Annotated in this window: 20 protein-coding genes and 1 riboswitch; of the genes, 7 read left to right on the top strand and 13 right to left on the bottom strand. The window is 62.2% G+C overall.

The annotated features are described in order from the left end of the window. Positions 1-52 precede the first annotated feature (52 nt). Positions 53-268, bottom strand: a riboswitch (cobalamin riboswitch). A 159-nt stretch (positions 269-427) separates the two neighbouring features. Together FBX99_RS23535 and FBX99_RS23530 are read left to right on the top strand one after the other, a co-directional pair. Further along, positions 428-1,012 (top strand): hypothetical protein, encoded by a 585-nt coding sequence (locus FBX99_RS23535; RefSeq protein WP_144930944.1) that lies wholly within the window; start codon positions 428-430, stop codon positions 1,010-1,012. Positions 1,013-1,078: 66 nt separating this feature from the next. Beyond that, positions 1,079-2,389: a sorbosone dehydrogenase family protein gene (locus tag FBX99_RS23530; RefSeq protein ID WP_144930946.1), complete on the top strand. Its 1,311-nt coding sequence runs from the start codon at positions 1,079-1,081 to the stop codon at positions 2,387-2,389. Positions 2,390-2,469: 80 nt separating this feature from the next. On the opposite strand, the gene FBX99_RS23525 is transcribed toward FBX99_RS23530, so the two are convergent. The 6 genes from FBX99_RS23525 to FBX99_RS23500 form a co-directional block, all read right to left on the bottom strand. After that, entirely contained in the window at positions 2,470-3,132 is a 663-nt protein-coding gene (locus FBX99_RS23525; protein ID WP_144930948.1) for a class I SAM-dependent methyltransferase, read from the bottom strand. A gap of 15 nt (positions 3,133-3,147) precedes the next feature. Next, positions 3,148-3,681: a C40 family peptidase gene (locus tag FBX99_RS23520; protein ID WP_144930950.1), complete on the bottom strand. Its 534-nt coding sequence runs from the start codon at positions 3,679-3,681 to the stop codon at positions 3,148-3,150. Positions 3,682-3,845: 164 nt separating this feature from the next. After that, positions 3,846-4,472 (bottom strand): C40 family peptidase, encoded by a 627-nt coding sequence (locus FBX99_RS23515; RefSeq protein WP_144930952.1) that lies wholly within the window; start codon positions 4,470-4,472, stop codon positions 3,846-3,848. 231 nt (positions 4,473-4,703) lie between these two features. Beyond that, positions 4,704-5,408, bottom strand: coding sequence for a DnaA regulatory inactivator Hda (gene hda / locus FBX99_RS23510; RefSeq protein ID WP_003178999.1), 705 nt, complete (start codon positions 5,406-5,408; stop codon positions 4,704-4,706). 179 nt (positions 5,409-5,587) lie between these two features. Continuing rightward, positions 5,588-6,661: an AI-2E family transporter gene (locus FBX99_RS23505; RefSeq protein WP_144930954.1), complete on the bottom strand. Its 1,074-nt coding sequence runs from the start codon at positions 6,659-6,661 to the stop codon at positions 5,588-5,590. A gap of 32 nt (positions 6,662-6,693) precedes the next feature. After that, positions 6,694-7,752, bottom strand: a complete 1,059-nt coding sequence (locus tag FBX99_RS23500; RefSeq protein WP_144930956.1) for a DUF2066 domain-containing protein — start codon at positions 7,750-7,752, stop codon at positions 6,694-6,696. A gap of 365 nt (positions 7,753-8,117) precedes the next feature. On the opposite strand from FBX99_RS23500, the gene purM reads away from it, so the two are divergent. The 4 genes from purM to FBX99_RS23480 all read left to right on the top strand — a co-directional run bounded on the left by purM (position 8,118) and on the right by FBX99_RS23480 (position 11,136). After that, the gene (gene purM, locus FBX99_RS23495; RefSeq protein ID WP_047700498.1) at positions 8,118-9,176 is read left to right on the top strand and encodes a phosphoribosylformylglycinamidine cyclo-ligase; all 1,059 of its coding nucleotides are present in this window, start codon (positions 8,118-8,120) and stop codon (positions 9,174-9,176) included. Positions 9,177-9,187: 11 nt separating this feature from the next. Beyond that, positions 9,188-9,838, top strand: a complete 651-nt coding sequence (purN, locus tag FBX99_RS23490; RefSeq protein WP_145133086.1) for a phosphoribosylglycinamide formyltransferase — start codon at positions 9,188-9,190, stop codon at positions 9,836-9,838. An 8-nt stretch (positions 9,839-9,846) separates the two neighbouring features. Beyond that, complete coding sequence (locus FBX99_RS23485; RefSeq protein ID WP_041020213.1) at positions 9,847-10,560, top strand: DUF3108 domain-containing protein; 714 nt, start codon at positions 9,847-9,849, stop codon at positions 10,558-10,560. Between the two features lie 381 nt (positions 10,561-10,941). After that, the gene (locus FBX99_RS23480; protein WP_144930252.1) at positions 10,942-11,136 is read left to right on the top strand and encodes a hypothetical protein; all 195 of its coding nucleotides are present in this window, start codon (positions 10,942-10,944) and stop codon (positions 11,134-11,136) included. A gap of 128 nt (positions 11,137-11,264) precedes the next feature. Here FBX99_RS23480 and FBX99_RS23475 read toward each other — a convergent pair whose 3' ends face one another. The 7 genes from FBX99_RS23475 to FBX99_RS23445 all read right to left on the bottom strand — a co-directional run bounded on the left by FBX99_RS23475 (position 11,265) and on the right by FBX99_RS23445 (position 19,603). Beyond that, on the bottom strand, positions 11,265-11,804 hold the full coding sequence (locus FBX99_RS23475) for a DUF2058 domain-containing protein (RefSeq protein ID WP_024779739.1): 540 nt from the start codon (positions 11,802-11,804) through the stop codon (positions 11,265-11,267). 26 nt (positions 11,805-11,830) lie between these two features. Then, entirely contained in the window at positions 11,831-12,664 is an 834-nt protein-coding gene (mazG, locus tag FBX99_RS23470; RefSeq protein ID WP_144930253.1) for a nucleoside triphosphate pyrophosphohydrolase, read from the bottom strand. A gap of 128 nt (positions 12,665-12,792) precedes the next feature. Continuing rightward, positions 12,793-15,039 (bottom strand): GTP diphosphokinase, encoded by a 2,247-nt coding sequence (gene relA, locus FBX99_RS23465; protein ID WP_144930254.1) that lies wholly within the window; start codon positions 15,037-15,039, stop codon positions 12,793-12,795. Between the two features lie 101 nt (positions 15,040-15,140). Next, positions 15,141-16,511: a 23S rRNA (uracil(1939)-C(5))-methyltransferase RlmD gene (gene rlmD, locus FBX99_RS23460; RefSeq protein WP_145133085.1), complete on the bottom strand. Its 1,371-nt coding sequence runs from the start codon at positions 16,509-16,511 to the stop codon at positions 15,141-15,143. Continuing rightward, positions 16,511-17,413, bottom strand: coding sequence for a cysteine synthase CysM (gene cysM, locus FBX99_RS23455; protein WP_144930256.1), 903 nt, complete (start codon positions 17,411-17,413; stop codon positions 16,511-16,513). The genes rlmD and cysM overlap by 1 nt, the downstream gene beginning before the upstream one ends. 80 nt (positions 17,414-17,493) lie before the next feature. Further along, the gene (locus FBX99_RS23450) at positions 17,494-18,894 is read right to left on the bottom strand and encodes a sensor histidine kinase (protein ID WP_144930257.1); all 1,401 of its coding nucleotides are present in this window, start codon (positions 18,892-18,894) and stop codon (positions 17,494-17,496) included. Continuing rightward, positions 18,881-19,603, bottom strand: coding sequence for a response regulator transcription factor (locus FBX99_RS23445; RefSeq protein ID WP_144930258.1), 723 nt, complete (start codon positions 19,601-19,603; stop codon positions 18,881-18,883). The genes FBX99_RS23450 and FBX99_RS23445 overlap by 14 nt, the downstream gene beginning before the upstream one ends. Before the next feature lie 214 nt (positions 19,604-19,817). Here FBX99_RS23445 and FBX99_RS23440 point away from each other — a divergent pair, with 214 nt between their 5' ends. After that, entirely contained in the window at positions 19,818-22,568 is a 2,751-nt protein-coding gene (locus FBX99_RS23440) for a response regulator (protein WP_145133083.1), read from the top strand. Positions 22,569-22,598: the final 30 nt, after the last annotated feature.

Raw genomic sequence — 22,598 nt, 5'->3', positions numbered from 1 at the left:
CGGCAGGCGGGCACGGGAAAAGACGGCAACAAGCCTGGCATCGCCCACCGTGATGCCGTTGGATGGATCAGGCCGGTCTCCGGGCTCATGAGCGGCGTAACGCCGGGCTGCGCGCCTTCCCGTGCCGACAGACACAGTGACTAGGGTTAACAACCCTGATGGCAGCTTTGACTCATTTACCGTTGCGGGGGCAGCGCCGGGTTCTCACCGGCTTCCCTGTTTCACTCTGTCGACCGGGTCACAGAGCACCTGAAACAAGTCGCGAAGGTTAGAGGGTTGGTGGTGGAGCGTCAATTAAAGCCGCCGCGGGCCCGGCAATGATTATGGGCCTGGATCAATAAAGTGACGCCAATCTTGTGTCACGCTGTGGCAAGTGATATCAAATAGGCATTACGACCCGATATCACAAAAACAAGAGGGCAGAAACATGCAAGGCATGATCATCAGCAATCCAAAGCTGGAATTCCTGCGCCCGGTGCTGGAACGCTGGTTTGACTGTATCGACCGCTACAACGCCGTGCGCGGCGATAACGATACGCCCTACTGGTTCGATGAAAAGGCCAACCTCGGCCTGCTCTCTGCCGCCGCCTGGATGGCCGAGATGGTCACGCTGCAGCACACCGCGACCCGCAAACAGAATGAAGAAGGCGAACGCAACGTCAGCGCCGATCTGTTCATTGCCGGTGCCGAGGATCGCGCTTTCATCCAGGCCACCCAACGCTGGCCGAAGGTCAAGAACCTGAACCTGACCCAACCCCTGCAAGATGTCACCAGCGATGCCAAGCGCATCAGCTATGCCACCGACCTGAAGCTGGGCTGCCTGTTCGTCGCCCCGCAGAAAGCCCAGCAAAGTGCTACCCCTGAAGAACTGCAGGACATGATCGATGACCTGCAAAAGGAAAACACCTGCGCCGTGGCCTGGTATTTCCCTTACAACTACCGCAAGTTGCGCAACGAGGCCGGTCATTACCACCCGGGCATCGCCGTGCTGTTCAAACAGGCCCACGGCTGACCGGTTGAACCATCGCCGGTATATGCTTCTCTATGAATAACTACATGCATTCATAGGGAAGCCAGCATGCTCAAGCCACCGCACCTCCTGATCGTTGCCCTCGCCGCAGGGCTTGTCGCTTGTGGCGAGTCTTCCACGCTGCAAGTCTCCGATGGCACCGGCCCATCGCCAAAACTGCCCGAACCGAACAAGACCCTGGTCCCCACCGTCAACATCGCCGAAGCCGTCGGCTGGCCCCAGGGCGCCAAGCCAACCGCGGCCGAAGGCCTGCAAGTGGTGGCGTTTGCCGAGGGGCTGGACCATCCGCGCTGGCTCTACGTGCTGCCCAATGGCGACGTGCTGGTGGCGGAAACCAACGCCCCGCCCAAGCCGGACGATGCCAAGGGCATCCGTGGCTGGGTAATGAAGAAAGTCATGGGCCGCGCGGGTGCCGGCGTCCCCAGCCCCAATCGCATCACGTTGTTGCGCGACGCCAATCACGATGGCATCGCAGAAACCCGCACGGTCTTCCTGGAAAACCTCAACTCGCCGTTCGGCATGACATTGGTGGGCAATGACCTGTACGTGGCCGACACCGATCGACTGATCCGCTTCCCCTACAAGGACGGCGATACGCAAATCAAGGCGCAGCCGACCAAGGTCGTCGACCTGCCGGGCGGCACCATCAACCACCACTGGACCAAAAACGTGATTGCCAGCCGTGACGGCAGCAAGCTCTACGTCACCACCGGTTCGAACAGCAACGTCGCGGAAAACGGCATGGAAGCAGAGGAAGGCCGCGCGGCGATCTGGGAAGTGGACCGCGCCACCGGCAATCATCGCATTTTCGCTTCGGGCCTGCGCAATCCTAACGGCCTGGCCTGGGAACCGCACAGTGGTGCGTTGTGGACAGCGGTGAACGAGCGGGATGAGATCGGCAGCGACCTGGTGCCGGACTACATCACCTCGGTCAAGGACGGCGCTTTCTATGGCTGGCCCTACAGCTACTACGGGCAGCACGTTGACGTGCGGGTCGAGCCACAGAACCCGGCGCTGGTGGCCAAGGCCATCGCACCGGACTACGCCGTCGGCCCTCACACGGCCTCATTGGGTCTGACCTTCACCGAAGGCAGCGCCCTGCCAGCGCCCTTCACCGAAGGCGCGTTCATTGGCCAGCATGGTTCCTGGAACCGTAAGCCCCACAGTGGCTACAAAGTGATTTTCGTACCGTTCAACGGCGGCAAGCCGGCGGGGAAACCGGTGGATGTATTGACCGGGTTCCTGAATGCAGATGAAAAAGCCCAGGGCCGGCCGGTGGGCGTGGTGATCGACAAGCAGGGTGGGTTGCTGGTAGCCGATGACGTGGGAAACAAAATATGGCGGGTGTCGGGTAAATAAATCTGCCGATGGCCTGCGGACAACTCTGTGGCGAGGGGATTTATCCCCTCGCCACAACATCATCCAACCAGGAACCGTATTTAAAGCTTACGACACAAGGTCAACCCATCCCCCAATGGCAGCAGCGACAAATCCACCCGCCGATCTTCCTTCAATGCGCGGTTCAATGCCTGGATGGCACGGGTGTCCTCGCTCTGGGGCTGGGCTTCCAGCACCCGGCCGCTCCACAACGTGTTGTCGAATATCACCAGCCCACCGCCACGCAGCAACCGTAGCGCGCGCTCCAGGTAAGCCGGGTAGTTGGCCTTGTCCGCATCGATGAAGATCAGGTCGAACGTGCCGCCCTGCCCTTGGCGCTCCAAAGCGTCGAGGGTTTCCAGGGCCGGTGCCAGGCGCAGGTCGATTCGCTCGGCCATCCCGGCTTCGCGCCAATACCGCAGCGCCACGGCGTTGTAGTCACCTGGAATATCGCAACAGATCAACGAACCGTCCTGCGGCAGGGCGCAGGCCATGCACAAAGCGCTGTAACCGGTGAAGGTACCGACTTCCAGCAAGCGCCGGGCGCCGGTGAGTTTTACCAGCAATGCCAGGAATTGCCCCTGCTCGGGCGCGATCTGCCAGCGCGCCATGGGCAGCGCCTGGGTCTCGTCCCGCAGACGTCGCTGCAAGGGCGTCTCCCGCAGGGAAACGTCCAGCAGGTACTGGTAAAGGGCATCATCGAGGTTGAGAGTGCGAGCGGTCATGACAACCTCCGCGGATCAGGGATAACGGGCCAAGTGCTCCGGTTGCAGCACCCGCTTGGCGCTCAGGTAGGCTTTCTGCCAATAGGCCTTGGACAAACTGTCGAGCTTGACCGTACCACCGGTGGCCGGCGCATGAACGAAGCGCCCCTCACCGACATAGATCCCGGCATGGCTGACCTGGGAGCCACCGTTGGTGGCGAAGAAAATCAGGTCACCGCTTTGCAGCGCGTCCTTGCCGACATCCGGGGCGCGCATGCCGATCATCTCGCGGGTCGAACGTGGCAGGGAAATACCGGCGGCATCACGGTACACGTAACCGATCAGGCCGCTGCAATCGAAGCCCGAATCCGGTGTATTGCCGCCCCAGCGGTAGGGTGTCCCGACCAGGCCCAACGCCCGGAAGAGCACATCTTCAGCGGCAGGCGACAAAGGTTGCGCGGGGGCAAAGACCACGGGAGCCCGCACTGGTGCGGGCGGTGGCGTACGGCTTGCGCACGCGCTGAGCAGTGCGACAAGGCAGATGAGGGCGAGGCGGGCCGACGTCGACATATGCAGAACAATCCTGATCTGGATGCGGCTTTTCTGCCGTGGACATGAAAACAATCCGCCTGCGGAATACGCAGGCGGATTGCCATCAATCAATGATCAAGGATTCTAGCGGCTATGAGGCAAACTTCAAGTAAGACTTTAAGTTTGCCTTACAAACTGTGCGCTTACTTGCGAGCGGTGACGACGGTCGGTGCCATGGCGAGGGCGCGCTTGGCTTCGATGAAGGTCTTGTTCCAGTAGCTGTCGCCCAGGCTGTCGATCCGCACGCCACCGCTGCGGCGGCTGCTGGAATGGATGAACTGGTTGTCGCCCAGGTAGATACCGGCGTGACTGACGCGACCACGACGCCCACTGGTGCTGAAGAACAGCAGGTCGCCAGGCTCCAGCTGGTTGCGAGCTACCAGCGGCGCATTCACGTTGATCATTTCACGTGTGGAGCGCGGCAGGTTCATGCCGGCCTCTTCACGGAACAGGTAGCCGATGAAACCGCTGCAATCGAAGCCGGCTTCAGAAGTGCCGCCGAAACGGTAGCGGGTACCAATCAGCGACATGCCGCGTTCCAGGATGCTGTCGGCCAGCACCGGGAGCTGATAAGGCTTGCTGCCGGCGAAGGCTGCGAGTTCTTTGTCGTCTGCCATTTCTTCCTGGAACGTCATGGAAGAAGATTGGGCGGTAACGGAGTTCTTGACCTGTGGTTGTTGCGCTTGCTGCGACACTGGAGAGTGGGCAGCGCAACCGAACAGCAGGGTAACGAGTGCGAGAGGCACGAGGGGTGCGAAGCGATTGAGCATGGGCACGACCGTGGCTGAAGTAGTAAAGATGGCGAGACTATGCCTTCTATCGACTTCATTTGCAAATTCAATCGATGAAAATGTGACTTCCCACTTTTCCGTCTACATCTAAGCGCTTAAGCCCATTTTGAAAGTCATGTGGCCTGCTGCCCAGCAGGACCGCAGGTTTTTCCATGCCTTAGAGGTTGCTGGTTACAAAGCTGTACACCCCTGTGGCGAGGGTCGCTGTGTTTACCAGCCCAAGGTTTCTTTCAGGAAAGGAATAGTCAGCTTGCGCTGGGCCTGAAGGGAAGCCTGATCGAGGCGTTCGAGCAATTCGAACAGCGCGCTCATGCTGCGGGTACCACGGGTGAGGATGAAATGCCCGACTTCGTCGGTCAGGTGCAGGCCACGGCGGGAAGCGCGCAGCTGCAAGGCACGGAGTTTGTCTTCATCGGAGAGCGGACGCATCTGGAAAATCAGCGCCAGGGTGAGACGGGACTTGAGATCCGCCAGTTTCACCGGCAGCTCCCGTGGCGACGTCGAGGCAGCGATCAGCAAGCGCCGACCGCTGTCGCGCAGCCGGTTGAACAGATGGAACAGCGCCTCTTCCCAGTCAGCCTTGCCGGCAACGGCCTGGAGATCGTCCAGGCAGACCAGTTCGTACTGTTCAAGGTTGTCGAGGATTTCCACGCCACGATCCAGCAACTCGGCCAGCGGCAGATATACCGCCGGCTCGCCCAATTGTTCGAACCGCAGGCAAGCGGCCTGCAACAGGTGCGTGCGCCCTACCCCGTCCTTGCCCCATAGATAGATCAGACTCTCGGTCCAGCCGGCGTCGGCTTCGCAAAGCCGCTCGACATAGCCGAGTGCAGCGGCATTGGCGCCTGGGTAGTAGTTGATGAAGGTGGCATCGTCACGCAGACGCACACCTAGGGGCAGCTGAATCGGTTTCATGCTGGCTGGACAGCTCCAAAGGAACCGTGAGTGGCCTCTGTGTAAAGTTGGCAAAGTCTATACCCGTGGCGCGGACCGCACAATGCGCCGCACCACGAGCAAAATCAAAGGTTTGCAGCGCCAGGACAGTGGGACGAGCATTTCCCTGGCGCCAGGACATGTCTCACACTGGCGTCGGCCTACAGCTCGGGGTCTTCAACGCCGCTGTAGATATCCGAATCCTTGTACAGATCATGTACATGACGCACCAGCACCATGATCACCGCTGCCACCGGCAGCGCCAGCAGGATCCCGGTAAAGCCGAACAACTCGCCGCCCGCCAGGATCGCGAAGATCACCGCCACCGGATGCAGGCCGATGCGATCCCCCACCAGCAACGGTGTCAGCACCATGCCCTCCAGGGCCTGGCCAACCATGAACACCGCCACGATGCCGATCATGGGGTAGAGATCGCCGCCAAACTGGAACAGCCCGGCAATCAATGCCGCGCCAATACCGATCACGAACCCCATGTACGGAACGATGGCGGCCAACCCGGCGATCATGCCGATCAAGAGCCCGAGCTCCAGCCCCACCAGCATCAACCCCGCCGCATAGATGAAGCCCAACGCCACCATCACCAGCAACTGCCCGCGCACGAAGGCACCCAGCACTTCGTGGCATTCACCAGCCAGGGTCATGATGCGCTCTTCGCGGTGCCGGGGCAGCAGGCTGCGGATCTTGGCCATCATCACGTCCCAGTCCCGCAGCAGGTAGAAGCTCACGACCGGGATCAATACCAGGTTGGCCAGCCAGCCGATCAGCGCCAGGCCCGAGGCGGTGGCCTGGCTGAGCACGACGCCAACGATGTCGGTGGTCTGGCCCATGTGGGCGCTGATGGCTGCCTTGACCTTGTCGAACTTCCAGAAGCCATCCGCCAAGCCCAGCTTCGACTGCACCCACGGCACCGCCGTGTGCTGCAACCAGTCGAGCATCTGCGGCGCCAGCTCGTACAGACGCACCAATTGCTTGGCGAGCATCGGTATCAGCACCAGCAACAGGGCGCTGACAATCAAGGTGAACAGCGCAAATACCGCCACCACACCCCAGGTTCTCGACAAACCGAGCTTTTCCAGGCGGTCCACCACCGGGTCAAACAGATAAGCCAACAGTAACGCTACCAGGAACGGCGTCAGAATCGGATGCAGCAGATAGATAAACGCGAACAGCAGGGCAACCCCGCCCAACCAGAACCAACGCCGCGTATCGCCCATGAACCACTCCCCGCTATATAAAGAAAGAAAACCTACCAGCGGAACCGCAGACTGGCCGTCGGCGCGGGCGCCGGTGCTGCTGCCGGTGCCGTTCCATCGGCAGCCGGCGGAACCACAGGCGCCGGGGTAACCGCTTCACCGGCGGGTATTTCCTGCAGCTTCGCCAGGGCCAACTGCGCCTTCAGTTGCTCCGCGCTGCCGTTGACCCGATAAATGATCCGATCACCCTCGACCCGCTGCACCTGCCCACCGAACGGCTCGAGCAAACGCCCAAGGGCGGCATAACGCTCAAGGTTCATGCCCTGCACTTCCAGCGACTGCTCGGTGGCCACACCCGGCTTGGCCACGAAGCGCGGCGCCAGGCGCTGACTCACCGCCAGCATCACCGCATCGGCCAGCGCAGCCTGGTCGGCGCCCTGGACAGTGCCCTGCTCACGCTGGTCGCCCAGCCACAGGCGCCAGGTTCCGCGCCACTGACCGCCCTCTTCCTTGGCGTGGACCGCCAGCAAGGCATCCGCCGCGTATCGCTCCGAGGCATCGTGCAACGGCGCCGGATCGCTGCCTTCCAGGTTCGGCGCGGTGGCAACGATCTGCTCGCTCAAGTCCGCCAGTGGCAAGTGCAGCGCCAGGCCCCGGTGCTGGGCGGCACGGCGCAACAGCGTGGCGCTCGCCTGACCATCGCCTACCAGGCTGGAGCCTTCGGCCGAGTCGTTGAGCCACCAGCCCAGGATCGATGGCCGGTTCACACCCCACAGCGACAGCCCGGCCGAACGCAAGGCCCGGTCGGTGCTCGTCGGATCGAAGTCAACCTTGAGGCTTTCCGGCGGGCCGGCGTCGTAGCCATATTGCAGAATGATCTGCTGCGGATCCTTGCGGATCGCCGCCAGCCCTGGGCTCTGGGGGGCCTTGGCGTCGCCGGTCAGGCGCAGCACGAGCGTATCGAGTGCGCGCAGGGTCGCCTGGTTGCGCTCATCCGGTGTCTGGCTGCTCACCGGTTCGAGCACTTGATAGAGGCCATTGAGGGTTTCAGCATGGCTCGCCAGGCTGATCAGCGACAAGCAGCCCACGGACAAGAATTTGAACAAACGCATGGAAGATTCCCGGACATAGACGACTGGAACAAGCCGTGTGAAGAAAAATCGAGCATGGCTGTGACCACAGCATCTGGCAAAACATTCACAACCCGATGGAAGTTTCGCACCGCGTAACCATAGCCGGTTACCGCTACACCTTATACAGGCGCACCGCGCAGCACCAACAGAAGAAATATCGGTTTTTTTCCTCGGATATGTCCCTGCCCGTCGGCGCGAGGATGGCCGCTGCTTCACAAGCCTGATAAAATCGCGCGCCTTCGCAGACCGGCAATGGCCGGGCACCCGGAATAACTCGTACAACGGTTATTCAATGGCCCCGGCGATCGGTCGTTACCCAGAAATCCCCCCTAAAGGCCTGGATCATGAGCAAGCAACCCTCCCTGAGCTACAAGGACGCCGGTGTAGACATCGACGCCGGTGAAGCATTGGTCGAACGCATCAAGAGCGTCGCCAAGCGCACTGCGCGCCCGGAAGTCATGGGCGGGCTGGGCGGTTTCGGCGCCCTCTGCGAGATCCCGGCCGGCTACAAGCAACCGGTGCTAGTCTCGGGCACCGACGGCGTGGGCACCAAGCTGCGCCTGGCACTGAACCTGAACAAGCACGACAGCATCGGCATCGACCTGGTGGCCATGTGCGTGAACGACCTGGTGGTCTGCGGCGCCGAGCCGCTGTTCTTCCTCGACTACTACGCCACCGGCAAGCTGAACGTCGACACCGCTGCCCAGGTCGTGACCGGCATCGGTGCCGGTTGCGAACTGTCCGGCTGCTCCCTGGTCGGCGGCGAAACCGCTGAGATGCCAGGCATGTACGAAGGTGAAGACTACGACCTGGCCGGCTTCTGCGTCGGCGTCGTGGAAAAAGCCGAAATCATCGACGGCTCGAAAGTCGCCACCGGCGATGCCCTGCTCGCCCTGCCATCCTCCGGCCCGCACTCCAACGGCTATTCGCTGATCCGCAAGATCATCGAAGTGTCCGGCGCCGACATCGAGAACATCCAGCTCGACGGCAAGCCACTGACCGACCTGCTGATGGCCCCGACCCGCATCTACGTCAAGCCGCTGCTCAAGCTGATCAAGGACACCGGCGCCGTCAAGGCCATGGCCCACATCACCGGCGGCGGCCTGCTGGACAACATCCCGCGCGTCTTGCCAAAAGGCGCCCAGGCGGTGGTCGACGTGGCGAGCTGGACCCGTCCGGCGGTGTTCGACTGGCTGCAAGAGAAAGGCAACGTCGACGAAACCGAAATGCACCGCGTGCTGAACTGCGGCGTGGGCATGGTGATCTGCGTGGCCCAGGAGCACGTCGAAACGGCCCTGAACGTACTGCGTGAAGCCGGCGAACAGCCTTGGGTCATCGGCCAGATCGCAACCGCGGCCGAAGGCGCTGCCCAGGTCGAGCTGAAAAACCTCAAGGCTCACTGATGCAGGAAAACATGCCTGCAACCTGTAACGTCGTGGTGCTGCTGTCCGGCACCGGCAGTAACTTGCAGGCGCTGATCGACAGCACGCGGACCGGTGACAGCCCGGTCCGTATCCGCGCGGTGATTTCCAATCGCGCTGATGCCTACGGCCTGCAACGTGCCAAGGACGCGGGTATCGACACCCGCGTCCTGGATCACAAGGCGTTCGAGGGCCGCGAAACCTTCGACGCCGCGCTGATCGAACAGATCGACGCCTTCAATCCCCACCTGGTGGTCCTGGCCGGTTTCATGCGCATCCTCAGCGCCGGCTTCGTACGCCACTACCAGGGCCGCCTGTTCAACATCCACCCCTCGCTGCTGCCCAAATACAAAGGGTTACACACTCACCAGCGCGTGCTGGAAGCCGGAGATACTGAGCACGGCTGCTCGGTGCACTTTGTCACCGAGGAACTCGATGGCGGACCACTGGTCGTACAGGCAGTAATACCGGTAGAGTTGCACGACACGCCGCAAAGCCTGGCACAACGGGTTCACGCCCGGGAACACCAGATCTACCCGATGGCCGTGCGTTGGTTTGCCGAAGGACGGCTCACCCTCGACGATCGTGGTGCCTCACTGGACGGCCAGTTACTCGCCGCCAGCGGCCATTTGATTCGACACTAGGAGATTTTATGCGTCGCGCCCTGCTCTTCGCCTGCGCTCTGCTTGCCCTGCCCCTGGCACAGGCTTCAGACCTTCAACCGTTCTCCGCCAGCTACACCGCCGACTGGAAACAGCTGCCCATGAGCGGCACCGCCGAGCGCAGCCTGACCAAGGAGGCCAACGGCACCTGGAAGCTGAGCTTCAAGGCGTCGATGATGATTGCCAGCCTGACGGAAGAAAGCACCCTGACCCTGGACAAGGACACGCTGCTGCCGCAGTCCTACCACTTCGAGCGCGGTGGCCTGGGCAAGGCCAAGAAGGCCGACCTGGACTTCGACTGGAGCACGAAGATGGTCACCGGCACCGATCGCGGCGACGCGGTGAAGCTGCCGCTGAACCGTGGCATGGTCGATAAATCCACTTATCAGTTGGCCCTGCAGCACGACGTCGCGGCCGGCAAGAAGAGCATGAGCTACCAGGTCGTCGATGACGGCGAAGTCGATACCTATGACTTCCGCGTGCTGGGCTCGGAAAAGGTCGATACCAAGGCCGGCCAGATCGACGCGATCAAGGTCGAGCGTGTACGCGATCCGACACAGAGCAAACGCACCACCGTACTCTGGTTCGCCAAGGACTGGGACTACCTGCTGGTTCGCCTGCAACAGGTCGAGACTGACGGCAAGGAGTACAACATCATGCTCCTGGACGGCACGGTCAACGGCAAGCCGGTGAAAGGCAGCTGATCGACGCGAACACCAAGAAGCCCCGCCAATGCGGGGCTTCTTTTTGCCCGTGATTTCATGCACAACACCAACCCCTGTGGGAGCGAGCCTGCTCGCGATAGCGGTATACCTTTCAGCGAGATGTTGGCTGACACACCGCAATCGCGAGCAGGCTCGCTCCCACAGGGTTCTGCTACTACCGGAGGATTGCTGCCACCCATGAAATTTTCTTCATGAAACAGCCCTGCGACCGAATGCCGCGCACTGCCTGATCTGCAGGGCAGCTGCACTTTTCATGAAAACTTCTTAACCGGCCAGGACATTTACTTAGCAGGCTATCCAAATCTATAACAAAGCCCTGCACACGCCTTGCTGCAGATGACAGAGATTGGAGTTTGCAAGATGACTGTGAAAGTAAATGAACGCGACGATGCCCACATGTCCCACGAAGCCATTGCCGCTGGTATCCGGATCTGGGATGTACATCAACAGGATCTGCTGGTGGGAATGTTCCACTCCGAGACGGAGGCCAACCGCTATAGAGACGAGCTGGAGTGCCAGGAACGGCAGCGCTCGGGTGAAACGGTAGAATCCTGAAGAAGAAACACTTGTGGGAGCGGGCTTGCTCGCGAAAGCGGATGATCAGTCAACATTGAGTCGGCTAACACACCGTTTTCGCGAGCAAGCCCGCTCCCACAGGATTTGCGTTTACCTTACCGTCCTGCCTACCACATCAAATCATCAGGAATCTGATACGCCGCGTACGGATCGTCGGCATCCACTTCTTCGGTCTGGGTGTTGAGCTGGACGATGCGCTTGGGGTCGCGTTCCTGGATCTTCAGCGCGGCCTCGCGCGGGATCACTTCGTAGCCGCCGGCATGGTGGACGATCGCCAGGGAGCCGCTGCTCAGCTTATTGCGCATCAAGGTGTTCACCGAGATGCGCTTGACCTTCTTGTCGTCGACGAAGTTGTAGTAATCCTCGGTAGTCAGCTTCGGCAGGCGCGACACTTCGATCAATTGCTTGATCTGCGCGGCACGGGCTTTCTGCTCGGCCTTCTCCTGCTGCTGACGGTTGAGCTCCTGGTCGCGTCGGGCCTTCTCGGCCATGGCCTCCTGGGCGGCGCGCTGCTGGGAGTCATCCAGCTCGATCTGGCCTTTGTGGGCCAGGCGCTGCTGCTTCTGCTTGTCCTTGCCGACCTGCTTGACCTGCTTTTGGTTGACCAGCCCTGCTTTGAGCAACTGGTCGCGAAGGGAAAGGCTCATGGTGCTTACTCACTTAGGCAACGGCCTCAGCCGCAGCTGGGCAAATTCTTTTCCTGACGTTTGGCTTCGCCCCACAAGGCGTCCAACTCTTCAAGGGTGCAATCTTCCATGGGACGGTGGGTGTCGCGCAATGCCTGTTCGATAAATCGGAAACGTCGCTCGAACTTGGCGTTGGCGGCGCGCAGCGCGCCTTCCGGATCGACCTTGAGGTGCCGGGCCAGGTTGACGACTGAAAACAACAGGTCACCGATCTCGTCGGTGACTGCCGCCTGATCGTTTTCCGACATGGCTTCGAGCACTTCGTCCAATTCTTCCCGGACCTTGTCGAGTACCGGCAAGGCGTCCGGCCAGTCGAAACCGACCTGCCCGGCGCGCTTCTGCAATTTGGCCGAACGGGACAGCGCCGGCAACGCGCCGGGCACATCGTCCAGCAGCGAGAGTTGCAGCGGCGCGGTGGACTTCTCGGCACGCTCCTGGGCCTTGATTTCCTCCCAGCGCTGCTTGACCTGCTCTTCGCTCAGGCGTGGCACATCCAGCGGCGCGTATAGGTCACCGGTGGGAAATACGTGGGGATGGCGACGGATCAGTTTGCGGGTGATGCTGTCGACCACACCGGCAAATTCGAAGCGGTTTTCTTCCCGGGCAAGTTGGCTGTAATACACCACCTGGAACAGCAGGTCGCCCAACTCACCCTGCACATGATCGAAGTCACCGCGCTCGATCGCATCGGCCACTTCGTAGGCTTCCTCCAGGGTATGGGGGACGATCGTCTCCCAGGTCTGCTTGATGTCCCACGGGCAACCGTACTGCGGGTCCCGCAGGCGGTTCATGAGGTGGAGCAGGTCTTCGAGGCTATACATTAAATCGTCTCATCACACAAAACCCTGTGGGAGCGGGCTTGCTCGCGAAAGCGGCGTATCAGACAACATTGATGTCGACTGACACATCGTCTTCGCGAGCAAGCCCGCTCCCACAATTAGTTATGGGATCACCCCGGCGTCCGGTTACGTCGGGTCTCGATGATGTTCGGCAACTGGGAAATCCGCCCCAGCAACCGCCCCAGCGCATCCAGCCCCGGAATCTCGATGGTCAGGGACATCAGCGCTGTGTTGTCTTCCTTGTTCGAGCGGGTGTTGACCGCCAGCACGTTGATGCGCTCGTTCAGCAGTACCTGGGACACGTCACGCAGCAGCCCGGAACGGTCGTAGGCGCGGATGACGATGTCCACCGGATAGGTGAGTACCGGCACCGGCCCCCAACTGACCTGGATGATCCGCTCGGGTTCGCGACCGGCCAATTGCAGCACCGAGGCGCAGTCCTGGCGGTGAATGCTCACGCCACGCCCCTGGGTGATGTAGCCGACGATCGCATCGCCCGGCAACGGCTGGCAGCAGCCGGCCATCTGGGTCATCAGGTTGCCCACGCCCTGGATCTGGATATCGCCGCGCTTGCCCGGCTTGTAGCCGCTGGCCTTGCGCGGGATCAGCTCCAGTTGTTCGTTGCCCCGCTCCGGCTCCACCAGTTGCTGGGCCAGGTTGACCAGTTGCGCCAGGCGCAGGTCGCCGGCCCCGAGGGCGGCGAACATGTCCTCGGCGGTCTTCATGTTGGCCTTTTCGGCCAGCTTGTCGAAATCCACCTGTGGCAGGCCCAGGCGACTAAGCTCGCGCTCGATCAGGGTCTTGCCGGCGGCGACGTTCTGGTCGCGAGCCTGCAACTTGAACCAGTGGACGATTTTCGCCCGCGCCCGGGAGGTGGTGATGTAACCCAGGTTCGGGTTCAACCAGTCGCGGCTCGGCGTGCCATGCTTGCTGGTGATGATCTCGACCTGCTCACCGGTCTGCAGGCTGTAGTTGAGCGGCACGATCCGCCCGTTGATCTTGGCGCCCCGGCAGTTGTGGCCGATCTCGGTGTGGACCCGATAGGCGAAGTCCAGCGGCGTCGCGCCCTTGGGCAGGTCGATGGCGTGTCCGTCAGGGGTGAAGATGTAGACCCGGTCCGGCTCGATATCCACCCGCAGCTGTTCCGCCAGGCCACCGATGTCACCCAGTTCCTCGTGCCATTCGAGCACCTGGCGCAGCCAGGAGATTTTCTCTTCGTAGTGGTTGGACCCGGACTTGACGTCGGTGCCCTTGTATTTCCAGTGGGCACAGACGCCCAGCTCGGCCTCCTCGTGCATGGCGTGGGTGCGGATCTGCACTTCCAGCACCTTGCCTTCCGGGCCGATCACGGCGGTGTGCAGCGAGCGATAGCCGTTTTCCTTGGGGTTGGCGATGTAGTCGTCGAACTCCTTCGGAATGTGCCGCCACAAGGTATGGACGATCCCCAGCGCGGTGTAGCAGTCGCGCATTTCCGGGACCAGTACGCGAACGGCGCGCACGTCATAAATCTGGCTGAACTCCAGGCCCTTGCGCTGCATTTTGCGCCAGATCGAATAGATGTGCTTGGCCCGGCCGCTGATGTCGGCCTCCACGCCCGTGGCCTGCAGTTCTTCGCGCAATTGGGTCATCACGTCGGTGATGAAGCGCTCGCGGTCCAGGCGCCGCTCATGCAGCAGCTTGGCGATCTGCTTGTACTGGTCCGGCTCCAGGTAGCGGAAGGACAGGTCCTCCAGCTCCCATTTGATGTGACCGATGCCCAGACGGTGGGCCAGGGGGGCATAGATGTCGAAAACTTCCCGGGCGACACGATTGCGTTTTTCGTCGTCGGCGGCTTTCACCGCGCGAATTGCGCAAGTCCGCTCGGCCAGCTTGATCAGCGCGACGCGCACGTCATCGACCATGGCCACGAGCATCTTGCGCAGGTTTTCTACCTGGCCCTGGGTACCCAGGACCATGGAGTGACGCGGGCTGAGGCTGGCACTGATGGCCGCCATGCGCAGCACGCCGTCGATCAGCTTGGCGACCACCGCGCCGAAGCGCTGGCTGACCACCGACAACTGGATCTGGCCTTCGCGCACGCCGCGGTACAGCACCGCGGCTACCAGCGAATCCTGATCGAGCTTGAGGTCGGCAAGGATCTCGGCGATCTCCAGGCCCGTCTGAAAACTCGACGTGCCTTCGGACCAGAGGTTCTTCGCCGCGTTGTGCTGCTGCTCCGCCTCACGAGCGAACTCGCAGGCTTCCTTCAAGGCTTCGCGATCCAGTGCCATGTCGATACTGACCGCGTGATCGAGCCAAGCCTCGAGATTGATACTGCCGTCGGTGTTGATCGGCTGGTGTGCTCTCACCTGTACCATCTTTACTTACCTTCCCTACGACGCAGATTCAATGCGTCAACATCGCTGACCTTCGTTGCCCGTGTTTCCGCCCAGGGCTGTGGCGGGTTGGCACGAACGGGTCAGTCGGACAAGCCATCCTGGCTCGCTTCAAATAACGCCATGGCCTCGACATGCGCCGTCTGAGGAAACATATCGAGAATCCCGGCACGTTTTAACCGGTAGCCCTGCTTGATCAATTCGACCGTGTCCCGGGCCAAAGTTGCCGGGTTGCACGATACATAAACCAACCGTTTGGCGCCCAGGGACGCCAGCTTGCGCACCACCTCGAAAGCACCGTCACGGGGTGGGTCCAAGAGTACCGCAGAAAAGCCTTCGCCGATCCATTCGGCACCCGCCAGTGGCTGGGATAAATCGGCCTGAAAAAAGGCAGTGTTATGCAAATTGTTGCTGAGGGCATTGGCCGCCGCGCGATCCACCATGGCCTGTACGCCCTCCACGGCCACTACCTCGCGCACGCACCGGGCCAACGGCAAGGCAAAGTTGCCCAGGCCGCAGAACAGATCCAGCACCCGCTCCTCGGCTCGCGGCGCCAGCCACTGTAGCGCCTGGGCGATCATCGCCTCGTTGATCCCGGCGTTCACCTGAATGAAATCCCCCGGCCGATAAGCCAGGTCCAGCTCCCAGGTGTCCAGGCGATAGCCCAGGGTCAACCCAGCGTCGACCGGTTGCGGCTCACCTTCGCCGTGCAGCCACAGTTGGGCGCCATGGAATGCGCAGAAATCCTTGAGGATCGTCAGGTCGGCTTCCGACAGCGGCGCCATGTGCCGCAGCAATACCGCCAGGGACGAGCCGGCGAACAATTCCACATGCCCCAGCGCCTGGGGTTTGCTCAAGCGGCGGAGCATGTCCGGCAAGCGGCTCATGATCGGCTGCAAAGGCTGTACCAGCACAGGGCAATCACCGATGGCGACAATCTCCTGGCTGCCGACGGCACGGAAACCAACCTCGAGCTTCCTGGCTTTCTGATCCCAGCGCACCGCCACGCGGGCCCGGCGCCGGTAAGCGAACTCCGGCCCGCTCAGCGGCGCGGCCCATTCCTCCGGCACCACAACGGCAACCCGCGACAATTGCTCGGCGAGCATGCGCTGTTTCAGGGCGAGCTGTTCGTCGTGGGGCAGATGCTGAACGCTGCAACCACCACATCGACCGGCATGGATGCAGGGCGCGGCACGGCGCAGTTCGCTGGCCTGGAATACTCGTTCGGTGCGTGCCTCGACCACCTTGCCATGGGCACCCAGCACCCGCGCCTCGACCTCTTCGCCAGCCAGGGCACCGATGACGAACCAGGTACGCCCGTCGACAAACGCGATGCCCCGACCATCGTTGGCCAGGCGCTCGATGACCAGGCGCTGTTTTTTGCCGGTCGGCACCTGTGGCGCCCGGCTTCCGCCGCTGGGCTGGAAGCGCAAGCCTCTTTCATGCTTGGCCATCAGTTGGGCGCGTCGAAAATGCCGGTGGACAGGTAGCGATCGCCGCGGTCGCAGATGATCGCGACGATCACTGCGTTTTCAACTTCCTTCGACAAGCGCAGCATGCCCGCCACGGCACCGCCGGACGATACGCCGCAGAATATGCCTTCCTCGCGGGCCAGGCGCCGGGTCACGTCCTCGGCTTCGCTCTGGGCCATGTCGATGATGCGGTCCACACGGTCGGCCTGGTAGATCTTCGGCAGATATTCCTCGGGCCAGCGGCGGATGCCGGGGATCGACGCGCCTTCCATCGGCTGCAGGCCGACGATCTGCACATTCGGGTTCTTTTCCTTCAGGTAGCGCGAAGTGCCCATGATGGTACCGGTGGTGCCCATCGAGCTGACGAAATGGGTGATGGTGCCGTCGGTCTGGCGCCAGATCTCGGGACCGGTGGTGGTGTAGTGGGCCTCGGGGTTGTCGCCGTTGGCGAATTGGTCGAGCACCTTGCCACGCCCCTCGGCCTGCATTCGCTCGGCCAGGTCACGGGCGCCTTCCATGCCCTCATCCTTGGTGACGAGGATCAACTCGGCGCCGTAAGCGGTCATCGCCGCCTTGCGCTCGGCACTGGAGTTGTCAGGCATGATCAGGATCATCTTGTAGCCCTTGATCGCCGCCGCCATCGCCAGGGCAATCCCGGTGTTGCCGGAGGTCGCCTCGATCAGGGTATCGCCGGGCTGGATCTGCCCGCGCAACTCGCCACGGGTAATCATCGACAGCGCCGGCCGGTCCTTGACCGAACCCGCCGGGTTGTTCCCTTCGAGCTTGAGCAAAAGCGTATTGCTGGTCACGCCAGGCAGGCGCTGCAAACGGACCAGCGGAGTGTTGCCGACGCAATCGGCGATGGTGGGGTATTGCACAGTCATGGCGTATTCGCAATCCGGGCTGCGGGGGCGCCTATCATACCGGCAAACCCTGCTCGGCCATATCACGCAAAGTGTGGAGGTTATGGCTTAAAGGAATAAGGTCTGCCAATGCCCTCTGTGGCGGTGGGCTTGGCATCGGCCATCAGCCACAGATTCAACCGCAACCCTCGCTCACCATTCTCCGCCCACATCCGCCCGCCCTGGCGCTGCACCGCGTTGCGCGCGATGCTCAGGCCCAGGCCAAAGCCGCCATCGCCGGGACGGGAGCCATCGAGGCGGGTGAAAGGATCGAAGATACGCCGCAGGTCCTGCTCCGCCACCCCGCCGCCTTCGTCCTCCAGCCACAGATGCCAGAAGGCGCCTTCGCGTCGGCCGTCCAGGCGCACGATGCCATCGGACGGGGAATGGCGGATGGCATTACGCAGGATATTTTCCAGGGCCTGGGCCAGGGTATTGAGGTTGCCCTGCACCCAACAGCCGGCCGCTACGGCGCAATGCAGTTGGCTGGCGGGCCAGGCACTTTCGTAGCAGGCATTTTCCGTGAGCATTTCCCACAACGCCTGGATCTGGATGGCTTCCCCAGGCAGCGGCGCACGGTCGGCGTCGAGCCAGGCCAGTTGCAAGGTGTCCTCCACCAACCGCTGCATGCCCTCGACTTCCCGGGTGACCCGCTCACGCAAGGAATCGAGCGCTTGCTCGCTTTCGCTGGCGACCTGCAAGCGACTCAGGGGTGTGCGCAATTCGTGGGACAGGTCGCGCAGCAGTTGCTGTTGCAGGATGACGGTCGACTGCAGCCGTTCGGCCATGTGATCGAACGCACGCCCCAGCTCACCCAACTCGTCGCTCCGGTCGGTGGTGCGACTGGGCAGGCGCACGTTCAACTGATCGACGCGCCAGGCATTGGCCTGCTCGCGCAGTTGATTGAGCGGCACCACCAGCAAGCGATACAGGCCGACGCACAGCAACAAGGTGAACAGACCGGGAATCACGCCATTGGTAATCACCCGCCAGAACACCCGATATCGTCCCGGCAGGAAACGCTCAGGCAATTCGATTACCAGGCTGCCAGCGGACGGATCCTCGGGAAACGGTACCCGCAGCCACGGCCGGCCTTTGCGGTGGATGGGCCAGTCGAGCCCTCGCAGGAACGTCAGGCGTTCGATTTCCTTATCCGTCAGCGGATGCTCGCTCAGGGACTGCAAGTCCGCACCGATGACGCCGACCCAACTGGCTTCCCGCTGTTGCATGCTTTGTAACCACCGATCGACACCTGCCTGGCTGCCGCCTAGCCAAGCCTGCTCGGCCTCGGCGGCATAACGCGTGAGGGTGCCTCGGGCCTCGTCCGAGAGGAACTGGTTGCGCTGCTCCATGTAGCGTCCCCAGGACCAGCTCAGCCAGATCATCAACAGACAGAACGCCACCAGCAGGCACGCCAGTTTCCAGAACAGTGAATGCCGTGGGGGCAGATCAGACCATTTCATCGACGGCACTCAAGACATACCCCTTGCCCCATACCGTGCGCACTTCCCGCGCGGTGTAACCGATGGCCTTGAGCTTGCGACGGATCTGGCTGACGTGCATGTCCAGGCTGCGGTCGTGGGGCGCATAGCCACGTTGCAGGACGTGCTGATAAAGGAAGGCCTTGCTCAGCACTTCGTCGCCGCTGCGGTGCAGGACTTCCAGCAGGCGGTACTCGCTGCGGGTCAGCCCGGCCAGCTGCCCGGCAACTTGCACGTCACAGCGTTCTTCATCGAAATCCAGCCCCTGGGCCTGATGCACCGGCAACACCGGCGCCGGACGCCGATCCAGGGCCACCCGGCGCAGGATGGCTTCGATACGCACGTGCAGCTCAGCCATGCTGAAGGGCTTGGGCAGGTAATCGTCGGCACCGAGGCGAAAACCACTGATGCGGTCGGCTTCGGCCCCCAGGGCAGACATCAGTACGACCGGGGTCGAATGGCTCTGGCGCAAACGGGTCAGCACCGCGAGCCCATCCAGGCCCGGCAGCAGGATGTCCATGAGCACTACGTCGAAAGCCTGGCGATTGGCAACGTCCAGGCCTTCTTGGCCGTTCTGGCACCAGGTCACGTCGAACCCGCTGCGGCCCAGGTGCTCGTGGACATAGGCGCCCAGTACGGGATCGTCTTCGATGGAAAGAATGCGCGGACGACCGACGGGAATGGGATTCATGACTATCTGCAAATATTTCTCAGTTGCCAAATTATTCAAGATCGCCTCCCATGAGGCAACTGCCGTGCATCGCTACACCGATACACCCGGCAGTACGGATGCACGGCGACATGAATTTTACGAAGATCGCCCGCCTGCAAATCGCTACACTGCGCAGGTATTGCGTGCCGGATGCGCGCGAAGTCGATCGGACCGCTGGATGCAGGAGACAAGTGTGCTGAAGAAACTGGGAATCAAAGGCCGCGTGCTGTTGCTGACCTTGTTGCCGACCAGCCTGATGGCGCTGGTCCTGGGCGGCTATTTCACCTGGATGCAGCAAGCGGACCTGCATGCCCAGTTGCTGCAGCGTGGCGAGATGATCGCCGAACAGCTTGCCCCGCTGGTCGCCCCGGCCATGAGTCGCCAGGACAGCGATTTGCTGGAGCGCATCGCCACCCAATCCCTCGAACAGACGGACGTGCGCGCCGTGACCTTCCTCGCCCCCGACCGCACGCCCCTGGCCCACGCCGGCCCGACCATGCTCAACCGTGCACCGGAGGGCAACAGTGCCCAACTGCTGCAACGTACCGGCAACGATGCCACGCGTTACCTGCTGCCAGTATTCGGCAAGCATCGCAACCTCGCCGGCGAACTGATTCCCGAAGAAGCCGACCGCCTGCTGGGCTGGGTCGAGCTGGAGTTGTCCCACAGCGGCATGTTGCTGCGCGGTTACCGCAGCCTGTTTGCCAGCCTGTTGCTGATTACCGCCGGCCTGGGCCTGACCGGCTTGCTGGCCCTACGCATGGGCCGCACGATCAACCGACCGCTGAGCCAGATCAAGCTGGCCGTGGCGCAGCTCAAGGATGGTCACCTGGAAACCCGCCTGCCCCCGCTGGGCAGCCAGGAGCTGGATGAGCTGGCGTCAGGCATCAACCGCATGGCCGGCACCTTGCAGAACGCCCAGGAAGAATTGCAGCACAGCATCGACCAGGCCACCGAAGACGTGCGCCAGAACCTGGAAACCATCGAGATCCAGAACATCGAGCTGGACCTGACCCGCAAGGAGGCCCTGGAGGCCAGCCGGATCAAGTCCGAATTCCTGGCGAACATGAGCCATGAAATCCGTACGCCCCTCAATGGCATCCTCGGCTTCACGCACCTGCTGCAGAAGAGCGAACTGACCCCGCGCCAGCTCGATTATCTGGGCACCATCGAAAAGTCCGCCGACAGCCTGCTGGGCATCATCAACGAGATCCTCGATTTTTCGAAGATCGAGGCCGGCAAGCTGGTGCTCGACAGCATCCCGTTCAACCTGCGGGACCTGTTGCAGGACACCCTGACCATCCTCGCCCCAGCCGCCCATGCCAAACAGTTGGAGCTGGTGAGCCTGGTCTACCGCGACACACCGTTGTCGCTGGTGGGCGATCCGCTGCGACTCAAGCAGATCCTTACCAATCTGGTGAGCAACGCCATCAAGTTCACCCGCGAGGGCACCATCGTCGCCCGGGCCATGCTCGAAGACGAACACGAAGACAGCGTGCAATTGCGCATCAGCATCCAGGACACCGGGATCGGCCTGTCGAACCAGGACGTGCGGGCACTCTTCCAGGCATTCAGCCAGGCCGACAATTCGCTGTCGCGGCAACCGGGCGGCACCGGCTTGGGCCTGGTGATTTCCAAACGTCTGGTGGAACAGATGGGCGGCGAGATCGGGGTCGACAGCACACCCGGCGAAGGCTCGGAATTCTGGATCAGCCTGCGCCTGCCCAAAACCCGTGACGACGCCGAGGACCTGCCCGGCCCACCGTTGCTGGGTCGTCATGTGGCCCTGTTGGAAAACCACGACCTGGCCCGCCAGGCCTTGCAGCATCAGCTCGAAGACTGTGGCTTGCAGGTGACGCCGTTCAATACCCTGGAAAACCTGACCAATGGCGTGACCATCGCCCACCAGACCGACCAGGCCATCGACCTGGCCGTGCTGGGCATCACCAGCAACGACATGCCGCCGGAACGCCTCAACCAGCACATCTGGGACCTGGAGCACCTTGGCTGCAAAGTTCTGGTGCTGTGCCCGACCACCGAGCAGACCCTGTACCACCTCTCAGTGCCCAACCCCCACAGCCAGTTGCAGGCCAAGCCGGCCTGTACCCGCAAGTTGCGCCGCTCGCTGTCCGACCTGGTCAACCCGCGCCCGCCGCGCAACGAACCCAACGAACCGGTGGCCAGCCGCGCGCCCAAGGTCCTGTGCGTGGACGACAACCCGGCCAACCTGCTGCTGGTGCAAACCCTGCTCGAAGACATGGGCGCCAAAGTGCTGGCAGTGGAAAGCGGCTATGCCGCGGTCCAGGCCGTGCAGAAGGAAACCTTCGACCTGGTCCTGATGGACGTGCAGATGCCCGGCATGGACGGTCGCCAGAGTACCGAGGCCATCCGCCAATGGGAAAGCGAGCGGCACTGCACGCCGCTGCCGATTGTCGCCCTCACCGCCCATGCCATGGCCAACGAAAAACGCGCCCTGCTGCAAAGCGGCATGGACGACTACCTGACCAAACCCATCAGCGAGCGGCAACTGGCCCAGGTGGTGCTCAAATGGACCGGCCTGGCCCTGCGCAATCAATCCCCGGAGCGAGGCTTCGACGCCCAGGGCGGCAGTGAGCTGCTGGTGCTCGATCCCGAAGAAGGTCTGCGCCTGGCCGCCGGCAAGGCCGACCTGGCGGCAGACATGCTGGCGATGCTGCTGGCCTCCCTGGAAGCCGACCGCGAAGCGATTCGCCAGGCCAGCGAGGCCAACGACCACAATGCCCTGGTCGAGCGGGTTCATCGCCTGCACGGCGCCACACGCTACTGCGGCGTTCCGCAATTGCGCGCCGCCTGCCAGCGCAGCGAAACCCTGCTCAAGCAACAGGATCCCAAGGCCGCGGCCGCCCTGGAAGACCTGGATCGCGCCATCGATCGCCTGGCCAGCGAGGCACGCATCAGCGCCTGATCCAGGACAACAGGCACACGGGTGATGGCA

The organism is Pseudomonas sp. SJZ074, from assembly GCF_007828215.1.
Classification (GTDB): domain Bacteria; phylum Pseudomonadota; class Gammaproteobacteria; order Pseudomonadales; family Pseudomonadaceae; genus Aquipseudomonas.
Note: the sequence above shows the minus strand (reverse complement) of the source record. Positions and strands in the feature narration are given on the sequence as shown.